General features: G+C 46.8%; 16 protein-coding genes and 1 pseudogene. 7 read left to right on the top strand and 10 right to left on the bottom strand.

What is annotated here, in order from left to right; genetic code table 11:
- Positions 1-822 precede the first annotated feature (822 nt).
- Together NX722_RS27905 and NX722_RS27900 are read left to right on the top strand one after the other, a co-directional pair.
- Positions 823-2,814, top strand: a complete 1,992-nt coding sequence (locus tag NX722_RS27905) for a tetratricopeptide repeat protein (RefSeq protein ID WP_262566075.1) — start codon at positions 823-825, stop codon at positions 2,812-2,814.
- Positions 2,815-2,867: 53 nt separating this feature from the next.
- On the top strand, positions 2,868-4,505 hold the full coding sequence (locus NX722_RS27900; protein WP_262564376.1) for an IS1634 family transposase: 1,638 nt from the start codon (positions 2,868-2,870) through the stop codon (positions 4,503-4,505).
- On the opposite strand, the gene NX722_RS29055 is transcribed toward NX722_RS27900, so the two are convergent.
- Positions 4,462-4,602: a transposase domain-containing protein gene (locus tag NX722_RS29055; RefSeq protein WP_407648087.1), complete on the bottom strand. Its 141-nt coding sequence runs from the start codon at positions 4,600-4,602 to the stop codon at positions 4,462-4,464. The genes NX722_RS27900 and NX722_RS29055 overlap by 44 nt on opposite strands.
- A 166-nt stretch (positions 4,603-4,768) precedes the next feature.
- Positions 4,769-4,921 carry a DUF4372 domain-containing protein gene (locus NX722_RS29050; RefSeq protein ID WP_407648086.1) on the bottom strand — a complete coding sequence of 51 codons (153 nt, stop codon included), beginning with the start codon at positions 4,919-4,921 and terminating at the stop codon, positions 4,769-4,771.
- Positions 4,922-5,366: 445 nt separating this feature from the next.
- On the opposite strand from NX722_RS29050, the gene NX722_RS27895 reads away from it, so the two are divergent.
- A complete protein-coding gene (locus tag NX722_RS27895) occupies positions 5,367-6,113 on the top strand; it encodes an AAA family ATPase (protein ID WP_262566074.1) in 747 nt (248 codons plus the stop codon).
- 337 nt (positions 6,114-6,450) lie between these two features.
- Complete coding sequence (locus tag NX722_RS27890; RefSeq protein WP_262566073.1) at positions 6,451-6,621, top strand: hypothetical protein; 171 nt, start codon at positions 6,451-6,453, stop codon at positions 6,619-6,621.
- A gap of 95 nt (positions 6,622-6,716) precedes the next feature.
- On the opposite strand, the gene NX722_RS27885 is transcribed toward NX722_RS27890, so the two are convergent.
- The 3 genes from NX722_RS27885 to NX722_RS27875 all read right to left on the bottom strand — a co-directional run bounded on the left by NX722_RS27885 (position 6,717) and on the right by NX722_RS27875 (position 8,361).
- The gene (locus NX722_RS27885) at positions 6,717-7,565 is read right to left on the bottom strand and encodes an ISL3 family transposase (RefSeq protein WP_262564371.1); all 849 of its coding nucleotides are present in this window, start codon (positions 7,563-7,565) and stop codon (positions 6,717-6,719) included.
- Positions 7,484-7,849, bottom strand: a complete 366-nt coding sequence (locus NX722_RS29045; protein WP_407648078.1) for a helix-turn-helix domain-containing protein — start codon at positions 7,847-7,849, stop codon at positions 7,484-7,486. The genes NX722_RS27885 and NX722_RS29045 overlap by 82 nt, the downstream gene beginning before the upstream one ends.
- 140 nt (positions 7,850-7,989) lie before the next feature.
- Positions 7,990-8,361 (bottom strand): lecithin retinol acyltransferase family protein, encoded by a 372-nt coding sequence (locus tag NX722_RS27875; protein WP_262566072.1) that lies wholly within the window; start codon positions 8,359-8,361, stop codon positions 7,990-7,992.
- Between the two features lie 204 nt (positions 8,362-8,565).
- Between NX722_RS27875 and NX722_RS27870 the strand changes: the two are divergent.
- Together NX722_RS27870 and NX722_RS27865 are read left to right on the top strand one after the other, a co-directional pair.
- Positions 8,566-8,853 (top strand): annotated as a pseudogene (locus tag NX722_RS27870) (IS701 family transposase); the annotation flags it as partial.
- A gap of 15 nt (positions 8,854-8,868) precedes the next feature.
- Positions 8,869-9,102, top strand: a complete 234-nt coding sequence (locus NX722_RS27865) for a hypothetical protein (protein WP_262566071.1) — start codon at positions 8,869-8,871, stop codon at positions 9,100-9,102.
- Positions 9,103-9,157: 55 nt separating this feature from the next.
- Here the strand turns inward: NX722_RS27865 and NX722_RS27860 are convergent, their stop codons facing one another.
- From NX722_RS27860 to NX722_RS27840, 5 genes are all read right to left on the bottom strand, one after another.
- On the bottom strand, positions 9,158-9,376 hold the full coding sequence (locus NX722_RS27860; RefSeq protein ID WP_262566070.1) for a hypothetical protein: 219 nt from the start codon (positions 9,374-9,376) through the stop codon (positions 9,158-9,160).
- Between the two features lie 686 nt (positions 9,377-10,062).
- The gene (locus NX722_RS27855) at positions 10,063-10,767 is read right to left on the bottom strand and encodes a type I-F CRISPR-associated endoribonuclease Cas6/Csy4 (protein ID WP_262566069.1); all 705 of its coding nucleotides are present in this window, start codon (positions 10,765-10,767) and stop codon (positions 10,063-10,065) included.
- Positions 10,768-10,773: 6 nt separating this feature from the next.
- Positions 10,774-11,823, bottom strand: coding sequence for a type I-F CRISPR-associated protein Cas7f/Csy3 (locus NX722_RS27850; RefSeq protein WP_262566068.1), 1,050 nt, complete (start codon positions 11,821-11,823; stop codon positions 10,774-10,776).
- A gap of 42 nt (positions 11,824-11,865) precedes the next feature.
- On the bottom strand, positions 11,866-12,705 hold the full coding sequence (locus NX722_RS27845; protein WP_262566067.1) for a type I-F CRISPR-associated protein Csy2: 840 nt from the start codon (positions 12,703-12,705) through the stop codon (positions 11,866-11,868).
- The gene (locus NX722_RS27840) at positions 12,674-14,032 is read right to left on the bottom strand and encodes a hypothetical protein (protein ID WP_262566066.1); all 1,359 of its coding nucleotides are present in this window, start codon (positions 14,030-14,032) and stop codon (positions 12,674-12,676) included. The genes NX722_RS27845 and NX722_RS27840 overlap by 32 nt, the downstream gene beginning before the upstream one ends.
- A 186-nt stretch (positions 14,033-14,218) precedes the next feature.
- Here NX722_RS27840 and NX722_RS27835 point away from each other — a divergent pair, with 186 nt between their 5' ends.
- Entirely contained in the window at positions 14,219-17,656 is a 3,438-nt protein-coding gene (locus tag NX722_RS27835; protein ID WP_262566065.1) for a DEAD/DEAH box helicase family protein, read from the top strand.
- Positions 17,657-17,701 lie beyond the last annotated feature (45 nt).

Raw genomic sequence — 17,701 nt, 5'->3', positions numbered from 1 at the left:
GCAGTGTTACGTATAATATTCAAAGATCAATAAGTCGGGAATTTTAGCTGTCTCTAACTTATTGATAACAGTGATATTCAAACATCCATTTTAATGTCAGTTATCTAATTAAAATGTCGTTGACCCGAGCCGGATGAAACTTCTTATTAAAACATCAGTCTTACTTTCCAGTATCAATCAAGCGAGCAAGACAGTGAAGGACCTTAATCCGAGAGAAAAAATTTTCAATAAAACCCTCTTGGCGTTAGCCATTACAGGCTGTATTACCGTGGGCGTAATAAAATCACCCGGACAAACACCCGGAAGGTAAGCGATTAGTGGGAGGGAATAAAAATGGAAGGGAGTAGACTTAACCCAAATGCAACTGCCTTTACTCCGGGGTTTAAGTTGCCAAAGGAGGCAACTCCAAAGCCTCAACCAAAGGAGGAAACTCCAGAGCATCAACCAAAGAAGGCAGCTCCAAAAAAAGGACCTGTTTCTTTAAACCCACATGCTCAAGTCTTTATTCCAAAGTCAGAAGTAAAACGGTCTACTTCAACTCCTGGATTACATTATAAAGTCATTTCTCCGCATAAAAATGAAATAGATAAAGCCTTTAAATTATTAAAAAAGAGCCCAAAGAAAGCTGAACAAAAATTCCGCAGAATTATTGGGGTTAACCCTGATGAGAAGGCTGCAGTAGTTGGTCTTGCACGCTCACTGTTTAATCAAGGTGGAAGTCAACATTACAGAGAAGCCGAACAATTACTGATAGATTTCAAGAGTAAGAACGAGCAACGAGCCGTTGGTGATCAAAACCTTTCCAGCGTTACGGATCTAGACATGACCCTTGTCAGGGTTTTTGGGGCATCTGGTCAGTGGTTGTCAGCACAAAAACTGCTACAGGCCATGGCCATGGATCAAAAGACAGATCTGCACCCCGATGACTGGACCACCCCCTGTGGCAACGACACTATTGATATTACCCGGGTTCGGTTACAAGAGGACATAGAGCGTTACGAGGACGCCGGAAAGCTACTGCAGGCCATGGCCTGGAACCACAAGAAAGCTCTGACTCCCGATGACTGGACCACCCCCTGTGGCGACCACACTATTGATCTGGCCCGGGTTCGGTTACAAGAGTACAGAGAGCATTACGAGGACGCCGGAAAGCTACTGCAGACCATGGCCGGGAACCACAAGAGTGACCTGACTCCCGGTGACTGGACCACCCCTTGTGGCGACCACACTATTGATCTGGCCCGGGTTCGGTTACAAGAGTACAGAGAGCATTACGAGGACGCCGGAAAGCTACTGCAGGCCATGGCCGTGAACCACAAGAATGACCTGACTCCCAATGACTGGACCACCCCCTGTGGCGACCACACTATTGATCTGGCCCGGGTTCGGTTACAAGAGAACAGAGGACATTACGAGGACGCCGGAAAGCTACTGCAGGCCATAGCCAGGAACTACAAGAGTGACCTGGCTCCCGATGACTGGACCACCCCCTGTGGCGACCACACTATTGATATTACCCGGGTTCGGTTAAACCAGGACAGAGGGCATTACGAGGACGCCGGAAAGCTACTGCAGGCCATGGCCGGGAACCACAAGAGTGACCTGGCTCCCGATGACTGGACCACCCCCTGTGGCAACCACACTATTGATCTGACCCGGGCTCGGTTAAAAGAGGACAGAGGACACTACGAGGACGCCGGAAAGCTACTGCAGGCCATGGCCGTGAACCACAAGAGTGACCTGGCTCCCGATGACTGGACCACCCCCTGTGGCAACCAAACTATTGATATTACCCGGGTTCGGTTGCACCAGGAGAGGCGGCATTACGAGGACGCCGGAAAGCTACTGCAGGCCATGGCCGGGAACCACAAGAGCACTCTGCGCCCCGATGACTGGACCACCCCCTGTGGCAACCACATTATTGATATGGCCCGGGCTCGGTTACAAGAGGAGAGAGGGCATTACGAGGACGCCGTTAAGCTACTGCAGGCCATGGCCGGGAACCACAAGAGTACTCTGACTCCCGATGACTGGACCACCCCCTGTGGCAACCACATTATTGATATGGCCCGGGCTCGGTTACAAGAGGAGAGAGGGCATTACGAGGACGCCGTTAAGCTACTGCAGGCCATGGCCGGGAACCACAAGAGTACTCTGACTCCCGATGACTGGACCACCCCCTGTGGCAACCACATTATTGACCTGACCCGGGTTCGGCTACACCGGGAGAGAGGGGATTACAATACCTTTGACGCACTCGCCAAATCTTGCATATCAACTTATCCCGCTAGACCTGAATATATCGAGGTCTACCTCATCGGCTTAGGGGAGCAAAAAAAATGGCAGACATTTGACGAAACAATGGATTCCATTAAAAACGGAGATCAAAACACCCTGTTTCATAGCAAACATATCCAGCATGCCCTTTCCATTCGATATTTTCAGGAAGCTCTTTGTCTATATGGAGAGAAGAAAAACAAAAAAGGTGAGGAGCTTTGCAAGAGAGCATTGGGTGTCGTGGAATCTGTATGTATTAAATACCCCTCTTTTGCTTCTGCCTTGAGCCAACAGGCACACTGTTTAAGGCTGCTTGGAAGAGAAGAAAGCGAATGGAGAGAACTTTTCCGGCGTGCAAATATTATTGATCCAGAAAGAATGAAACGAGAGAAAAGGGATCCGTGGAGAGCACAGGAACACAAAGTTCTTGAAGCTCTGGGCTGCAAAATGCGAAACGTGAGCCGGGCAGTACATTCCAGAGAAGTAGCCACTCAATATCTCCAACAGATTTTACCCGTCATTCAGCACTTAATCTGAGAATTTCCTAAAACCATCTAAAATGTAAAAAATTTTCAGACTGAGCATATGCCATGCAACCTCATCAATTTCACATTCAACGCATCGACCATACGGGGTTGGTGGCCGGTATGTGCAAAGAGCTCGGGATCGCTAACCTCTTGGATTCTCTGGTTCCCAACCAATCTGAAACCAGAAAGATTTCCTTCGGAGAAACCGTTGTCTCAATGCTGCTTAACGGACTGGGCTTCACTGCTCGCACACTCCACATGTTCCCTGAGTTTCACGCCGACAAACCACTGGATAAACTTATTCGGCCGGGTATAGAGCCGGAACATATCAACGAAAGTGTACTCGGCAGAGCCTTGGATCAAATTTTTGAACTGGGTGTAAGTGAGGTCTATTTATCACTGGCTGTCAAGGCCGTTAATGTCTTGAAACTGCCGTGTAATGCTCTGAATCTTGATTCAACCAGCTTTCATGTGGACGGTCGTTATAACAGTGAGTCTGAAGTCGATGAAGAAGATCTGAACTGCATTAAAATCTGTCGTGGATACAGCAGAGATCACCGACCTGAATTAAATCAGGCGATACTGCTCCTAATGACTGAAAATCAGGCGGGTATTCCCGTATTCATGGCCGCATCCAGTGGCAATATAAACGACAACACTAATTTTAAAAAAGTCATCAGCAAGCATTTGAAATGCTACAAAGAGGCGCTGAATAATCGTTACCTGATCGGCGATGCTGCACTTTATACAACAGACAATGTACAGATATTGCATCAGCAAAAGCAACAGTTCATCACCCGGGTTCCGGCTAAAATAAAATCCGCAAGAGAGCTTGTGGACAGTGTCGCTTCTTGTGCGATGACACCGGTTGAAGATGCCGAAGGTTATGAGAGCTGCGAAGTACTGTCCGACTATGCGGATGTATCTCAACGGTGGGTTCTGATTCGCAGTGAACAGGCTCGGAAAAGCGAACAGAAAACACTGCTCAAAAAACTGTTGAAAAAGTCAGAAAAAGAAGCGGAAGCACTGACCAGCAAGCTGGCGAAGAAACCGTTCAAGTGTGAAACGGACGCATTGCGTGCGTTCAATGAGTGGCAATCAAAAAGCAATTATTGTCAGGCAGAACCTGTAATTACGACAAAACCATGCTATACCAAAGTGGGACGTCCGGAGAAAGACAGCAAACCAGATAGCGTGGAGTATTATGTCAGCGGTCATCCTTGGGTATCCGTTGACTGTCGTAAAGTAGCAGAGGCTTCCCTGGGGTGCTTTGTGTTGGCAACAAATGATCTGGACAGGAGCCGGCTAAGTTCAGCAGAAGTGTTGAGCACTTATAAATCACAGCAGTCGGTGGAGCGTGGATTTCGGTTTCTTAAAAGCCCTGAATTTCTGGTCTCCTCGCTGTTTTTAAAGAAGCCGGAACGTATAGAAGCGTTGCTTATGGTGATGACGCTTTGCCTGTTAGTCTACGCAGCGATACAGCATCGAATCAGGCATGAATTAAAGCGTCAGAGTAGGTTCTTTCCGGATATGAAGCGAAAGCCCTATCAGAATCCGACTGCACGCTGGGTATTTTTTTGCTTTCAGGGAATTAATGTTTTATTGGTCGATGGTCATGAAAAACATGTCGTTGGCTTGCAGGAGAGGCAATTAACCATCATTTCAATTCTTGGTCGACCGTACCAAGAGATTTATTCCTGATATAGGTGCTGAATGACGGTTTTACAGAAGGCAACTGAGTAAAAACCCCTTTCAGATAGGCATAGGGTTCCAGGTCACAGGCCTTGGCGGTTTCAATCAGGCTGTACAGGCTGGCACTGCCATCAGTTCCCTTCTGGCTGTTACTGAACAGCCCCTTTTTATTTAGAGAACCGCACCCAAATTCAAACCGATAGTCGTGGAGTCAATCATACGCACCATGTCGTTGACTACTCCCCGAGGAGCCTGACCGAGAATAGTCTGCCCTACTGCGGCGGCAGAAAGAAAAAAGTCTCAAAATTCTCAACCAAATCCCGAATGGAAACCCGACTCGGCAGTTGTGCAAATATCATGGCGACGAGCTGAGTCCAGCATGACAGAGTTCTGATTCGGTGCCCCCCATTATGACGGTCAACCAGCGTGTGGGATAGGCAATAGAGTCGGTAAATGAGAGAGCTCCTAACCTCTTGATATATCTAACATTAAAACATTCGTTTGAAAATTTAACTTATAATTTAGTCGGTAAATAGACTATTTCAACTCCTAACATTAGTGTGCAATAAGTCGGTAAACGAAATTTTCCTTATAAATCAGCAGGTTGAAGCGTTACTAGATATTCTAAAGTCGGGATTCAGCATGAGTCTGTCAAGATGAGTATGCCAGCGCATTCTGCCACCCGTTCCAGTAACATCTGGCCATCAGAATTCTTCTAACGTCTACGGTACACACAAGTTCCATGTATAACATGTGTACAAGAAAAATCTATCGCTCGCTGTATTTTCATCAGGGTAATTATCCGAAAGAAATAAACCTGAATATAATGAATGCTGCAAAGCAACCTTAAGCAAGCAGGTGAAACATTATATGAGAAGCAGACTAAGCTTTGGCTCTCCTTTTCTGCATAGAATTTCCAGTCTTGAAGAACGGTTCGAGAGAAGTCGCTTTCCCTTCAATATCCCTGCTTTTGAGAATGGAATTAATATTACCCTTGATTCAAAAGTAACCATGCTGGTTGGCGAAAATGGTAGCGGGAAGTCCACGTTGCTGGAAGCCATAGCAGAGTGCTGTGGCTTCAACCCTGAAGGAGGGAATAGAGACCATTATAGGGAGCAATTCGAAGATCGTTCTGAATTGGCCAGTGCGCTCAGCTTATCATGGATGCCAAGGACTACAGAGGGGTTCTTTCTAAGGGCTGAAAGCTTTTTCAACTTCGCTACTTACATTGAAACGGCTTCAGACCTGCGTGCTTACGGGGGGAAGTCATTACACAAGCAATCACACGGTGAGTCCTTTCTGGCATTATTTGAAAACAGGTTTGAACAGGGGTTCTATATTCTCGACGAGCCGGAAGCCGCTCTTTCTCCACAAAGACAGCTCACATTCATGAGTATCATCAATCAACTGGAAGTTCCCGGTCATGCACAATTTCTGATTGCAACTCACTCTCCTATCCTGTTGAGCTATCCGGGTGCAAAAGTGATCAGTTTTGATGATGGCTGCATCAAAGAAATAAACTATCAGGACAGCAGTCACTACCAACTGACAAAGTCTTTCCTTGAAGCCCCGGAAAGGTATTTTCGCTGGTTATTTGAACAAAAGGATGATGACTGAGACTATTGTATTGTCATCCGACAGGTAATGAATAAATCGTTGCGCATCCCCGCTTTATCCGGTTCGACTCTATCGACAGGAGAACAAAACTATCGTCCTGCCACATTGGCCGTGTGTCGGCGGTTGGATAAGGAGCTGTATGAGCTGAGAGGTTCAAGTACGGTTCTGTGAGCGTCTGGGGGAAGTTCCTTTGGGTGACTCAACTGGGGAGAGTTGGAGAAAAACCAACCCTTGCCCGATTTACATGCTGGATATTTAATCTAGCAACCAATCAAATACTTTTTTCACGCCATACCCAACACCAACAGCGACTGCAACCGGGGCAGCAACAGATGCAATGGAACCCGCCGCTACAGCTGATGCAACCCCGGCGGCAGTAGTACCAGTTACAGCACTTGCAGCTGTTACACCTGCTGCTGTACTTGCAGTAGTGGAAACTGCTGATTTGGCAACTGCAGATGTTATTGCTACTTCTGCGGTTTTAGTAGTAGTTGTTCTCGCTGCCTGATGTGCAACTATAGATGCAGCAGTTTCAGCACCTTTTCTTTTTGCGTATTCACGCGCAATTGCAACTGGCTCTTCACTTGTTTGAGTGGGCGATTTTCAACGATTCACTCCGCTTGGATACAAGTCTAATCCTCCGAGATGAAAGTAGATCGCTGTATTGTATCGTTCCCGGCTTCTGTACCCGCAAGCGCGGCTCTTCAGACTTTGGATTTTGCTGTTGATACCTTCCGCACGCCCATTGTTTGCATTGAGAACAATAGCATTCACTATCCCCCACAAATGCTCCTTGACCATTCTGTCAACCTCCTTGATCGGCTCGAGACGACAGCGTTGCGCCCAACTCAACCAGCGCTTCCAGGCTTTGACTGCCCAAGCTCTCGACCTGTAATCCCATAACGACATAGCCATCTCCCGCATAGCCAAGGCTCGGGCGGTTTTCAACGTCGAGTTCCTCAGTGGTTCAAAGGCTTCCCATTTTTCCTCAGACATGTTTTCAGGGTTCGTCAGCCAGTCAAAGCGAGTTCCTTTGAGAAGTTCTACACCCTGTGTCAGTAGAGTTTTATTCTCTTGTATGCGTACCTGATTAACGGCTTTGCCAAGCGACTGTGCAACATGAAATTTGTCGAATGCTATCCGTAGCTCAGCCTCGGGAACATTTTTCCTGACCGACTTGATGTAAGCCTTAGACATGTCCATTGATACACACTCAATCCCGTTTTTCTGCTCTTCAGGCAAGGTATCAAAGTACTCATTGAGGCTGTCACTCTTACTGTCATCGGCAACATGTACCACAACGCCTTCAAGATGATCCGTGATGACAGTGACATATTCATGCCGTTTCTGAAAAGAGGTTACATCGACCGCTATCGCTTCGGTGGCTTTGCCTCCCTGCGCTCCAGTCCACGCTTTACAGCGCGTTGCTGAATACCGTCTATGGCAGTCCAACTAAGCTTCATCTGTTGTGCAACTGCTTGGGTTGTAGCCTCTTTCAACCAGTCAATAACCAGTGCTTCAAACAGCGCAGTATAACGAGAGCCAGCTTCAGCCCATGGAACTCGTGTCGCCAGCACACCATGCTCAGGACACTTGGTACGGGGAACATTGGCAACAAGGATGGTTTGAAACTGGCATGTATCAAGGTGACGCCACTTCTGGACAACGTGATCACAACCTGGGCAGGGTTTGCCACAACGACTACATTTGCAGGACTTTTTGCTATTATGCTCAATGTGAACTTCTACTGACTGTCCTTAACAGAAAGCTCTACATTAGACACTGACCAAGGGCTTTGAATACCCAGTATCTGAGAGTACAGTTGCTTGCCACGCATCTCGGCCCCCTTGCATTGAGTGGTTCTGACTATGCTAAATCACCCACTTAAATTAAGGAAGAACCTTACAACTGTAACAGCTGCATTATTAACTTGTGAGCTAATTTTAAGACCGTTGAAACACCAATTAACAAAATGCTCACAATTGTTGAAGATAAGATTATATGAGTCTTCTCCAAGCTTTGAATAAGCTCGTTCTATTCGTTCATTTGCATCGTAAAGAGACACAAGATGATTTTTGACCGAAGAATTGCTTCCTTGTTCAAAGTCTTCAAGTGTCGTTTTTTCGATAGAGCCTTTGTCAAATAATTCAGAAAAACCTGAATAATGGATAACCATTCCATTTCCTATATACAAACCATGGTGGGTGTAACCTAATCTTTGGGAAACTAGATGATCGCCTTTTATCATTTTGAACTCCTTCTATTTGAATTGGCCTCCAGTAGTCAAACAGCCTGAGCAGTAAGTGAAGTTCTGATTCATTGCTATTCAGATCTCAGGCTGCTTGCTTAAAATACACCTGATCTGGTGTGTTGTCACCAATAGGACTTACGCATTGACAGCAGGCTTTAAAATTTGATAATAGCCACAAATGACTATCTTTCAGGGACGAAAGTGAGAAGTACTACTCGCCCAACAACTGCAAAATGCACACTTCCACAATACATGGGATTTTTGATCAGCGAGCCTAAATCATCAACATGCACAAGGTTGGCAGAAGTGGCTGGCATTTCTCACGATAGCGTTAACCGCTTTCTTCAGCGCGAAAATTACCAACCAAAAGACATGTTCGATGAAGCCGCCCAAAACTTATGCCTTGTTGGCGGCACGCTGAGTATCGATGATATGGTTCTTGATGAACCATACAGTAATTCTGTGGCACTGGTTGGCCACTTCTGGTCTGAATAGAGGCGCACTATGATCAAAACCGAACAAAAACAGATTCAACAAGATATCGAAGTGGCTATCGAGTGCGATCGCTGCAAAAAATTATACAGCAAAGACAATTACGCCTATCAGGAAATATTGCGAATCGATTTCACCGCCGGATATCGTTCCGCCTTCGAAGATGGTTATCGGGTTCAGTGCGAACTATGCTCAGATTGCCTTCATGAGTTGATCTCAGATTTCTGCCGTAAGAGCGAATATTGAGCGCTGTTTACTTCTCCCAAGAATATCGATCAGGCAAGCTTTCTGACAACACACCTCACTCCAGTGGAAGAGGCTTTGTTTGGGTGGATTGCGCTTTGTCGGCTCCTTTTTCATCTAACCAGCACACATACCAAAAAATCCCTCCCAAGCTGGCAACCGTCAGCATCATGCCACTCATCCAGAGCCAGAGCAGGTGCTGGTCATACCAGTACCATACTCCAACCAAAAGAAATGCAAGAGCGACAGGCACGCCAACCAGAATGAAAAAACGCATATTTCCCCCTGTCGTTCAGATGTTCGCAAAAAGTGTATCAAAACCAGCAAAAAGGCGCTTTGAATATTCTATAGGATAGCTCTGGGTATTCCAGAGCCATCCGGCCACCACTGCATAATTACCCGGACTTACCCCATCAAAACAGACAGGCTTAACTCTGCAGTACCTTGAAAAACTCTGGTTGGAAAAAGGCCATTGACTTTGAAGAAAGGTCGAAGGAGCAAGGGATTATGGGGTTTTCCACAGGGTTGTTAACAGAATATGTGGATAGAACTCTGACAAGAAGGGTGTTCATGGAACGTCCACTCAATTGCTGCATTCACAGCGGTTCACGAGCTTCAGCAGAGGCTCGCTGATGAGGCCCTCTTCAGCCGCATTCACAGCGGTTCACTCGGTTTTCCAGATGAATACACAGTTGAAAGTCTTCTCAGCCGCATTCACAGCGGTTCACCGTAAGCTGCCGATACAAAGTTCTGAATATCACTTCTCAGCCGCATTCACAGCGGTTCACGGAATTTAATTTTTCCGCCACTTTCTTTTGCTCTTCTCAGCCGCATTCACAGCGGTTCACCCGAAAGCAAATGCTTCCAGCCCCATGATTATAGAGGCTTTTCTCGAGTTTTCATCAAAATACCAAAGTTTGAAACGCAAAATTCACGCTGAAAATATTTTTTATTTTCAATCGATTACCCAGCCTTCTCTTGTTGCTCGAAAAAAAGAGTATTTTGTACTGGAATCAGAGGCACCGACGAACCCCGCCTGGATAGACCGTACATTGTGAACCATCCCTTTCCGGCATCGCTGGACGGGGATAAGCTTTGCTCAATATAAACAGGCTTCCGTTTGCCATTGCTACTGATGTTACAAATGGCAGGCAGCGGCTCAGTGATGGCAGGCGGATCATAGGGAAGACTTTGAGAACCCACGATAAATCTACGCAGAGTTTTACTTTTATAGTGCTCAGACATTTTATCCAGCCTTCTGTCCCTTCTACAGACAGCTTCTGGGCAGCCGTCTGGTACTGGCTGAATGTCAGAAATAACACAGCCGTTTTCAGTCAGGTTTCTAAAACCATCTGAACAAATGATTCGTTCAAGAGTACTCACGATTGCAGATACACAATGAACGACACAGCCAATATATAAACCGGGGTGCTTTTTTGCAAAATACAACCGAAGGGTCTCATCAATCACACCTGGTTCTACATACTGTTGCAGCTGCCCAAATAAGGAAAATGACAAGCCAATCCATGAACGGTAGTGTGCACCTGTCAGAGGGTCCTCAAAGGGTTCGGACTGGTCGTGGATAGCCTTTAATATCTGCTCATGAAACGACCGTAGCTCATCGGGCGATTCTGGTTGAAACAACTCAATAAAATATCGTTTGTTCATACAACATCACTCATTTTTCTGACCAAAAAGACCGCCCTTGGTGTAGCAGCCAACAACATAGTGCATTTTATTAGGAATTTTTGCCGGATCATTGATTTCTTGCAGCTCTTTAGTCAATGATTTCAGTCGTTCTTGATAGTTAAAAATGCAGTTTCCGAGACGGTAGTCTCTATAGTGTTTTCCCTCTATTTCCACAAAACCACTAGGGTTCACATTAATGAGTTCAAGGCTCTCTTCTTCAGCATAAGATGAGTCAAATGTGTATAGGGCATACAAAATATGCCGTTCATCCAGTAGTGGAATATTTCTTCGGCCTGTTTCTGGATCAATGCCTTTAAGAAAAGTTCTACCTTCACTATGTTTCTTATCAGCATCGTTATTTTTCTTATCAATATGCATTTCCTGACTGGGAAAAATGTTCAACCCTCTACCTGTGTAGAGCTCGGCATAGACTTTAAACCAGCGATCAACATTCGGTTTGTACAAGCAGGTTGCAATAAATTCTATGCATTCCTGTATAGCATCGGGAGAGGATAGCTTTATATCAGCCAGGTTAGGCAATTCCAGCCAATCTGGCAACGTGAAAATATGCTTGAAATGATGAGTTTTAAATGTGAGCTGCCTTCTGAACTGATAGGTTTTATTATTCCTACGTAGCCAGCGGAAATTTAATAGGCTACACAGAATGAGTCGTGCTAGCTGCTCAAAACCGCCTTTATCCCTGTAAGTATCCAGAAGCTCGAGGAGCTCTTGTTTTGCACTTAGATCAGAAGTTTTTGGAGAAAAGGCATTATTTAAAATGATTCCCTCAAATACCACTCGAAGAGTGTCTCCTGGTTCATTACGGATAAACTCAGACCGGTGAATATTGGGCGTATCGAGATTTTGTTCATTACTACCAGACAACGAAGCAAAGTCCCCGGGAGGCCCTTTAAAATTGCGGGGCGGCTGGACATGTAAAGTCCAGTTCCTCCCAGTTTCTGAACACCTTGAGTAAAGATAGCCACAGCCTATCTCAAGACTACGCTCAAAATTCAGCTGGTTGGGTGAAGCCATATACTACCTCCCACTCTCACTGTGTAAGATATTCATTCTTGATCATATGGAGCCAAAAACAACAAATTTTCTCTCAGGATTTGGCTTCCAAAAAAAAGGCTCATTGATGCCCAGGTCCGATTGAACAGCCTGGGCTGAAAACAACCGCCCCAACCCCAGAACGGGTTCTGAGTAGCTATGCGGTAACGCAGCCCTTGTATTTTTTCGATGCACAGGTAATTCCAAGGGACTAAAGCCAACCAATAGAGGCACCAGCCAGCCGTGACCTTCAGCCCTGCTCCCCTGAATAAGTCTGAGCACAGTATCAAGCGCATCCTCACCGGCTCGCCTCTCTGAACGACAGAGTTCAATCCGGTCAGCAATGATAAAACCCGTCAGATGACGACAGACTTCTGATAACTCGCTGGCGGAAACAGCCATTACACTGGGACAACCTCCTGCAAAAAGAACATGTCCCCCGCAGAATCTAAGTTTGTAAAGTGCGTCGAGATGGCGATGCCTTTCCAGCCAGTCATTAAGATCCTCAACTGATTTATTTTGCAATGAGCTTACTCGCACAATAATGTCTGCTGTAAACCAGCTATCACGGGCCGTAATAATTCGAATATCCTGATGTTTACGGATATCCGGCAGTGAATGGCAGGCATATTTCTGTTGACTGCCAGACATGGAAAAGACACTCACAAATACAGCGATGGAATCAAACACCAGCCCGGCCCCCTTCAATGCATGGTTAACCAGATATCGTCCCATACCTACTACACCATACATCGAAGGCAATCCTGCCAAATACGGGCAAGGCATTGCATTAGCTCTGGTAACTTTCATACCTTTGATGACCAGATAATGGCTAGTGGGTTCGGAGGTAGCCGATGATGGCATTCTGAACAATCTTTTGCTGATGTTCTGTAAAAGGTAATACATCCTCACTGATTAGCGAGTCAATATGTTGAAAAAGCCCAGGCATTAACTCATCCAGAACTGCATCAATGTTTTTTGTGGTTCTTGTCTGCCTTTTAGCCAGATAGCCCTGAGCTTTGCTTTTATCAATTATATGCTGGCATCGTTTAGGTAGTTTTTTTCCGAGAGAGAGGTAAAAATCCAGCTTCCGATACTGGGAAAAAATTGACTTGGCAATTTTATCAGCCTCATTTTCCAGCACATGGTTTTGCCTGAATGTCGTCCAGCGTTTTTGCTCGCCGGTTTCCTCGTCAATGTAGGCCGTGGCAAATTTCATAAAGAAGGCAGTGACTATTTTGAATGAATAGAGATTTCCGGCAGAGACAAACCGGTTCATCAGCCTGCCAAACTCGCCTTTTCTTTCGACAGGAGGCTCTGAACGCAAAACCCGAAGTCGGCCACCACAGTCAGATAGTAAATCTCCGTAGGTATGCACATCGTTTCCTGTCCCTGTGCGCATCCAGCGACTCAACCAAAACGCACTCTCTTTCAATCTGAGATTGATCTCAGCCATCATGCCTGTATGAACCGAAGGAGAAAGCAGAAATTCTGGTTCACCTGCATCGGTAAGAGCAAATATCTGAGGATCTGTAGCTGTATCAGGAAACTCTTCAGAGGATAGAGACAAAATTCTTTCATACAGGTTATCCACAGCCGATTCATCGTTTTCATCTTGGTCTTTTGAAAGGCGACGAGCGGCTTCTTCAGCTTCGTAAAGCATAGCCATGAACTGTTCGCCCAGTGTATTGTTTTGCTGAATCTCTTCCAGCATGGATGTTAAACGACCATGGTGAATAAACTCCGCTAACATCCCCTTCGACGCTTTGATATAAGCCGCATTCTGCGAATAGCCATAACGTTTACGAAGCTTCACAGAGCCGGAATGGACATAAGGATCATTCTCATCATAAGGCAAGAGGCAACGGATATTGCCACGCTGAAAACTCAGCGGGAATTTACGGTTGTGGGTATGCCAGCCTTTGAGAGTAGCCTGGAAGCGTTTGATCAGCTGATTATTATTATCCGCCAGATGACGTACTGCTTCTTCAGAGCTGAGCGGGTCATCTACAGCATCACGTTTGACCGAAAAATTAATCAGCAAACTGATTGCCTCTTCCTCGCAGCCATCAATATCGTAAGGTGGGTAATATGAGCTGACAAACTGAAACAGTACATCATCAGGGCTTTGATCTTCAGTCGTCTGACTTTCCTGAATCAAATCGGCAAGTGTGGGAATATCAGTGGGCATAAATTACACATCAGTGTTCTGAATAACAGAGAGTGTAGTCAAACCATCATAAAGCACTGACTTATCTACGAAAGGTTTACTATAGCCCGATCTTCTGCCCTGACATACAATGCCACTATCGTATAAATGAGTACTCCCTGCAGCAGCACAGTGAGAGTGCCGCTCTGCCCGTCAGACAGGAAATCCATGAACAACTCTCTGAACTTTGAAATGCTCCGCAACCGCTGGCCGGAATGGGCCAGCCTTGGGGCAACGGCTGAAAGCTATGTTTACAGTGATCCGGAAAGCTGTCTGGTAAAACTTCGAAATTATATTGAGTTGATTGTTCGCTGGCTTTATCGCACAGAACGGTTGCCGGAAGGCTATCGCTCCAGCCTTTATGACCTTGTATCTTCCCATTCTTTTAAAAGTGCCATGCCTGAACAGATCATGATGAAGCTGGACGCTATTCGTGTTCATGGCAACCGGGCAGCCCATGGAGACAGGATTAAAGCCGCCGATGCCAGCTGGCTGCTGAAAGAAGCACACATTATTGGTGCCTGGCTCTATCTGCGTTACGCCGGTGGTCATGCGGATGATTTTTCCCGTTTCACCCTGCCGCCAAAAACAGAGCAGGCAGCAGACCAAAGCCTGACGAAGCAACAGCTTAAGAAGCAGCAGGAGCAGTTGCAGAAAGCCAAAGAAGAACTGGAAGTGGCGCAACAGCGGGAAATGAGCATCCTGCGAGACTTGCAGCAGGAAAAAGAAAAAGCCGACGAGTTCCAGAAGCGGCTTGAAAGCATTCGCAAACAAAACGAACAGGTTGCTAACGTTCTTGAAATGAACGAGGCAGAAACTCGACGTCGTTTAATTGATTCCCGCCTGATTGCTGCGGGTTGGGACGTTGCCGGGGATGTTCAGAATACAGAAGAAGTCACCCAGGAACATCCGGTCAAAGAGCAGCCCACCAAAACCGGTGATGGTTATGCTGACTATGTGCTGTGGGATGAAAAAGGTAAGCCGCTGGCTGTTATCGAAGCCAAAAGCACACAGCATAATGCAGAAAAAGGCCGGGCTCAGGCCAAACTGTATGCCGACTGGCTGGAAAAAGAACATGGCCAGCGTCCGGTTATTTTTTATACCAATGGTTATGACATCTACCTCTGGGACGACGACTCTTCAAATAAGAGCAGCACCGGCTACCCGCCTCGCAAGCTGTTTGGTTTCTACAGCAGGGAAAGCCTGCAATACCTGATGCAGCAGCGCACTACCCGAAAGAATCTGGCAGACGTACCAAAAGCAACGGATATTGCCGGACGACTCTACCAGATTGAAACCATCACTCGCGTAGCAGAACGCTTCACTGAAAAACATCGCAAGTCACTGGTCGTACAGGCAACGGGTACAGGTAAAACCCGGGTCGCTATTGCCCTGACCAAACTCCTGCTGGATGCCCGCTGGGCTAAACGGGTGCTGTTTCTCTGTGACCGAAAAGAGCTGCGCAAACAGGCTCGCAACGCTTACAACGAATTTATTAACGATCCGATCTACGTGGTGGGCAAGTCCGATAAGAAATATCAGGATAACTCACGCATTTTTATTGCCACTTACCCGGGCATGATGAACATCATGGATCAGTTCGATGTGGGCTATTTTGACCTGATCATTGCCGACGAATCCCACCGTTCCATCTACAACGTGTACGGTGACCTGTTCAAATACTTCGATGCCCTGCAAATCGGCCTGACCGCAACACCGGTCGATATGGTCAGCCGAACCACCTTTGGTCTGTTCAGCTGTGAAGGTCGCATTCCTACAGCTAACTACACGCTGGAAGATGCCATTGCCGACGACAACCTGGTGCCTTTTGAAGTGGTTGCCCATACCACCCAGTTTCTGCGGGAAGGCATTAAAAAAGACAACCTTTCCGATGAGCAAATTGCCGAGCTGGAAGAACAGGGCATCGACCCGAATACACTGGAATTTGATGCCAAATCGGTCGACAAGGCGATCTACAACAAGGACACCAACCGCGCCATTATCCGCAACCTGATGGAAAACGGTCTGAGGGATAAAGACGACCAGCTCCCCGGCAAGAGCATTGTATTCGCCCGTAACCATAACCATGCGGTGTTGCTGCAACAGTTGTTTGATGAAATGTATCCGCAGTTCTCCGGCAAGTTCTGCCAGGTCATTGATAATTACGATCCAAGGGCTGAACAGCTGATTGATGATTTTAAAGGCGGTACTCTTGATGGAAAGAATTCAACCAACGATGAACTCACCATCGCCATCTCCGTAGATATGCTGGACACCGGTATCGACGTGCCGGAAGTGGTTAACCTGGTATTTGCCAAACCCGTAAAATCCAAAGTGAAATTCTGGCAGATGATTGGTCGGGGGACCCGCCTGTGCAAAGACCTTAACGGTCCCGGTAAGGATAAGAAAAAATTCCTGATCTTCGACCACTGGGCCAACTTCGATTATTTCGGAATGGAACCGGAAGATGTCGAGCAGACACCCTCCAAACCCCTTGCACAAAAACGACTGGAAGCCTGGGTTGAGCTGGCAAAGGTTGCCCAGAAAAAGTTTGAGAAAAGTACTGTCAGCAGCGTTGCAGAACAGCTGCTTAACCAGATAGAAGCACTGGATGAAAACTCCATTGCTGTTCAGGAAAAATGGCAGAGCCGGGCCAGGCTCAGCGACAGGAAACTTCTGGAACAGTTCGCTCCACAAACCCAGCAACGGTTAATGGACGACATTGCACCGCTAATGCAGTGGCAGGACGTACGTGGACAGGGCGACGCCATTCGTTTTGATATGGATATCATCGCTGCCCAGACCACCCTTTACACCAGCAAGGATAAGACAGCCTCCATTGCCGCCAATGTTATTACCAGGCTGAATGCCTTGCCGCCGCATCTGGCACAGGTACAGCAGCATGGCGACCTGATTAATACCCTGCGGGAACCTGACTGGTGGCAAAACGCCAGCTTTGGAGAACTGGAAAATGCCCGCAAAAAACTCCGGGGCATTATGCACCTGATGGAAAAAGGCACCACGCCTCCGGCTGATCCTCCGGTCTATACCGATATCACCGAAGACAGCAGCCTGATTAAGTCAGCCACACAGGAAAGCAAAATCAAGTCGGTAGACTTCAAGCTTTACCGTCAGCAAGTTCAGGGCGCACTGGAACCACTGTTCACCAGCAGCCCGGTATTGGTCAAAATTCGCAATGGCGAATCCGTTACCGAACTGGAGTTGGATGAACTAACAAAACTGGTTCTGATCCAGAATCCGAATGTGGATATCAAAGTACTGAAAGAGTTCTATCCGGCAGCAACAGCCGGACTGGATCAGATTCTGCGCACCATGGTGGGCATGGACAGCAACGCGGTTGCCGCACGCTTTGCAGAGTTTGCCGCTACCCATCACCTGACAAGCCAGCAGCTACGTTTTCTCGACATGCTCAAAAACCATATCCGTGATTTTGGCACCGTGGAAATGAAGCAGCTGTTTGAGCAACCGTTTACCCGCATCCATGGAGAAGGCATTACCGGCGTGTTTACGGATATGACGCAGGTGATGGCGATTAAGGAGATTGTCGATAGCTTTGCAGTAAACACAGGTGAGCCTGCTATCTAAAGGTAATTCACGCTCTGATTGAAGAACATTCCAATCAGAGCGTGA

It is taken from the genome of Endozoicomonas gorgoniicola (genome assembly GCF_025562715.2).
In the GTDB taxonomy this organism is placed as follows: domain Bacteria; phylum Pseudomonadota; class Gammaproteobacteria; order Pseudomonadales; family Endozoicomonadaceae; genus Endozoicomonas_A; species Endozoicomonas_A gorgoniicola.
The sequence above is the reverse complement of the archived record's forward strand: the minus strand, read 5'-3'. Positions and strand labels throughout refer to the sequence as shown.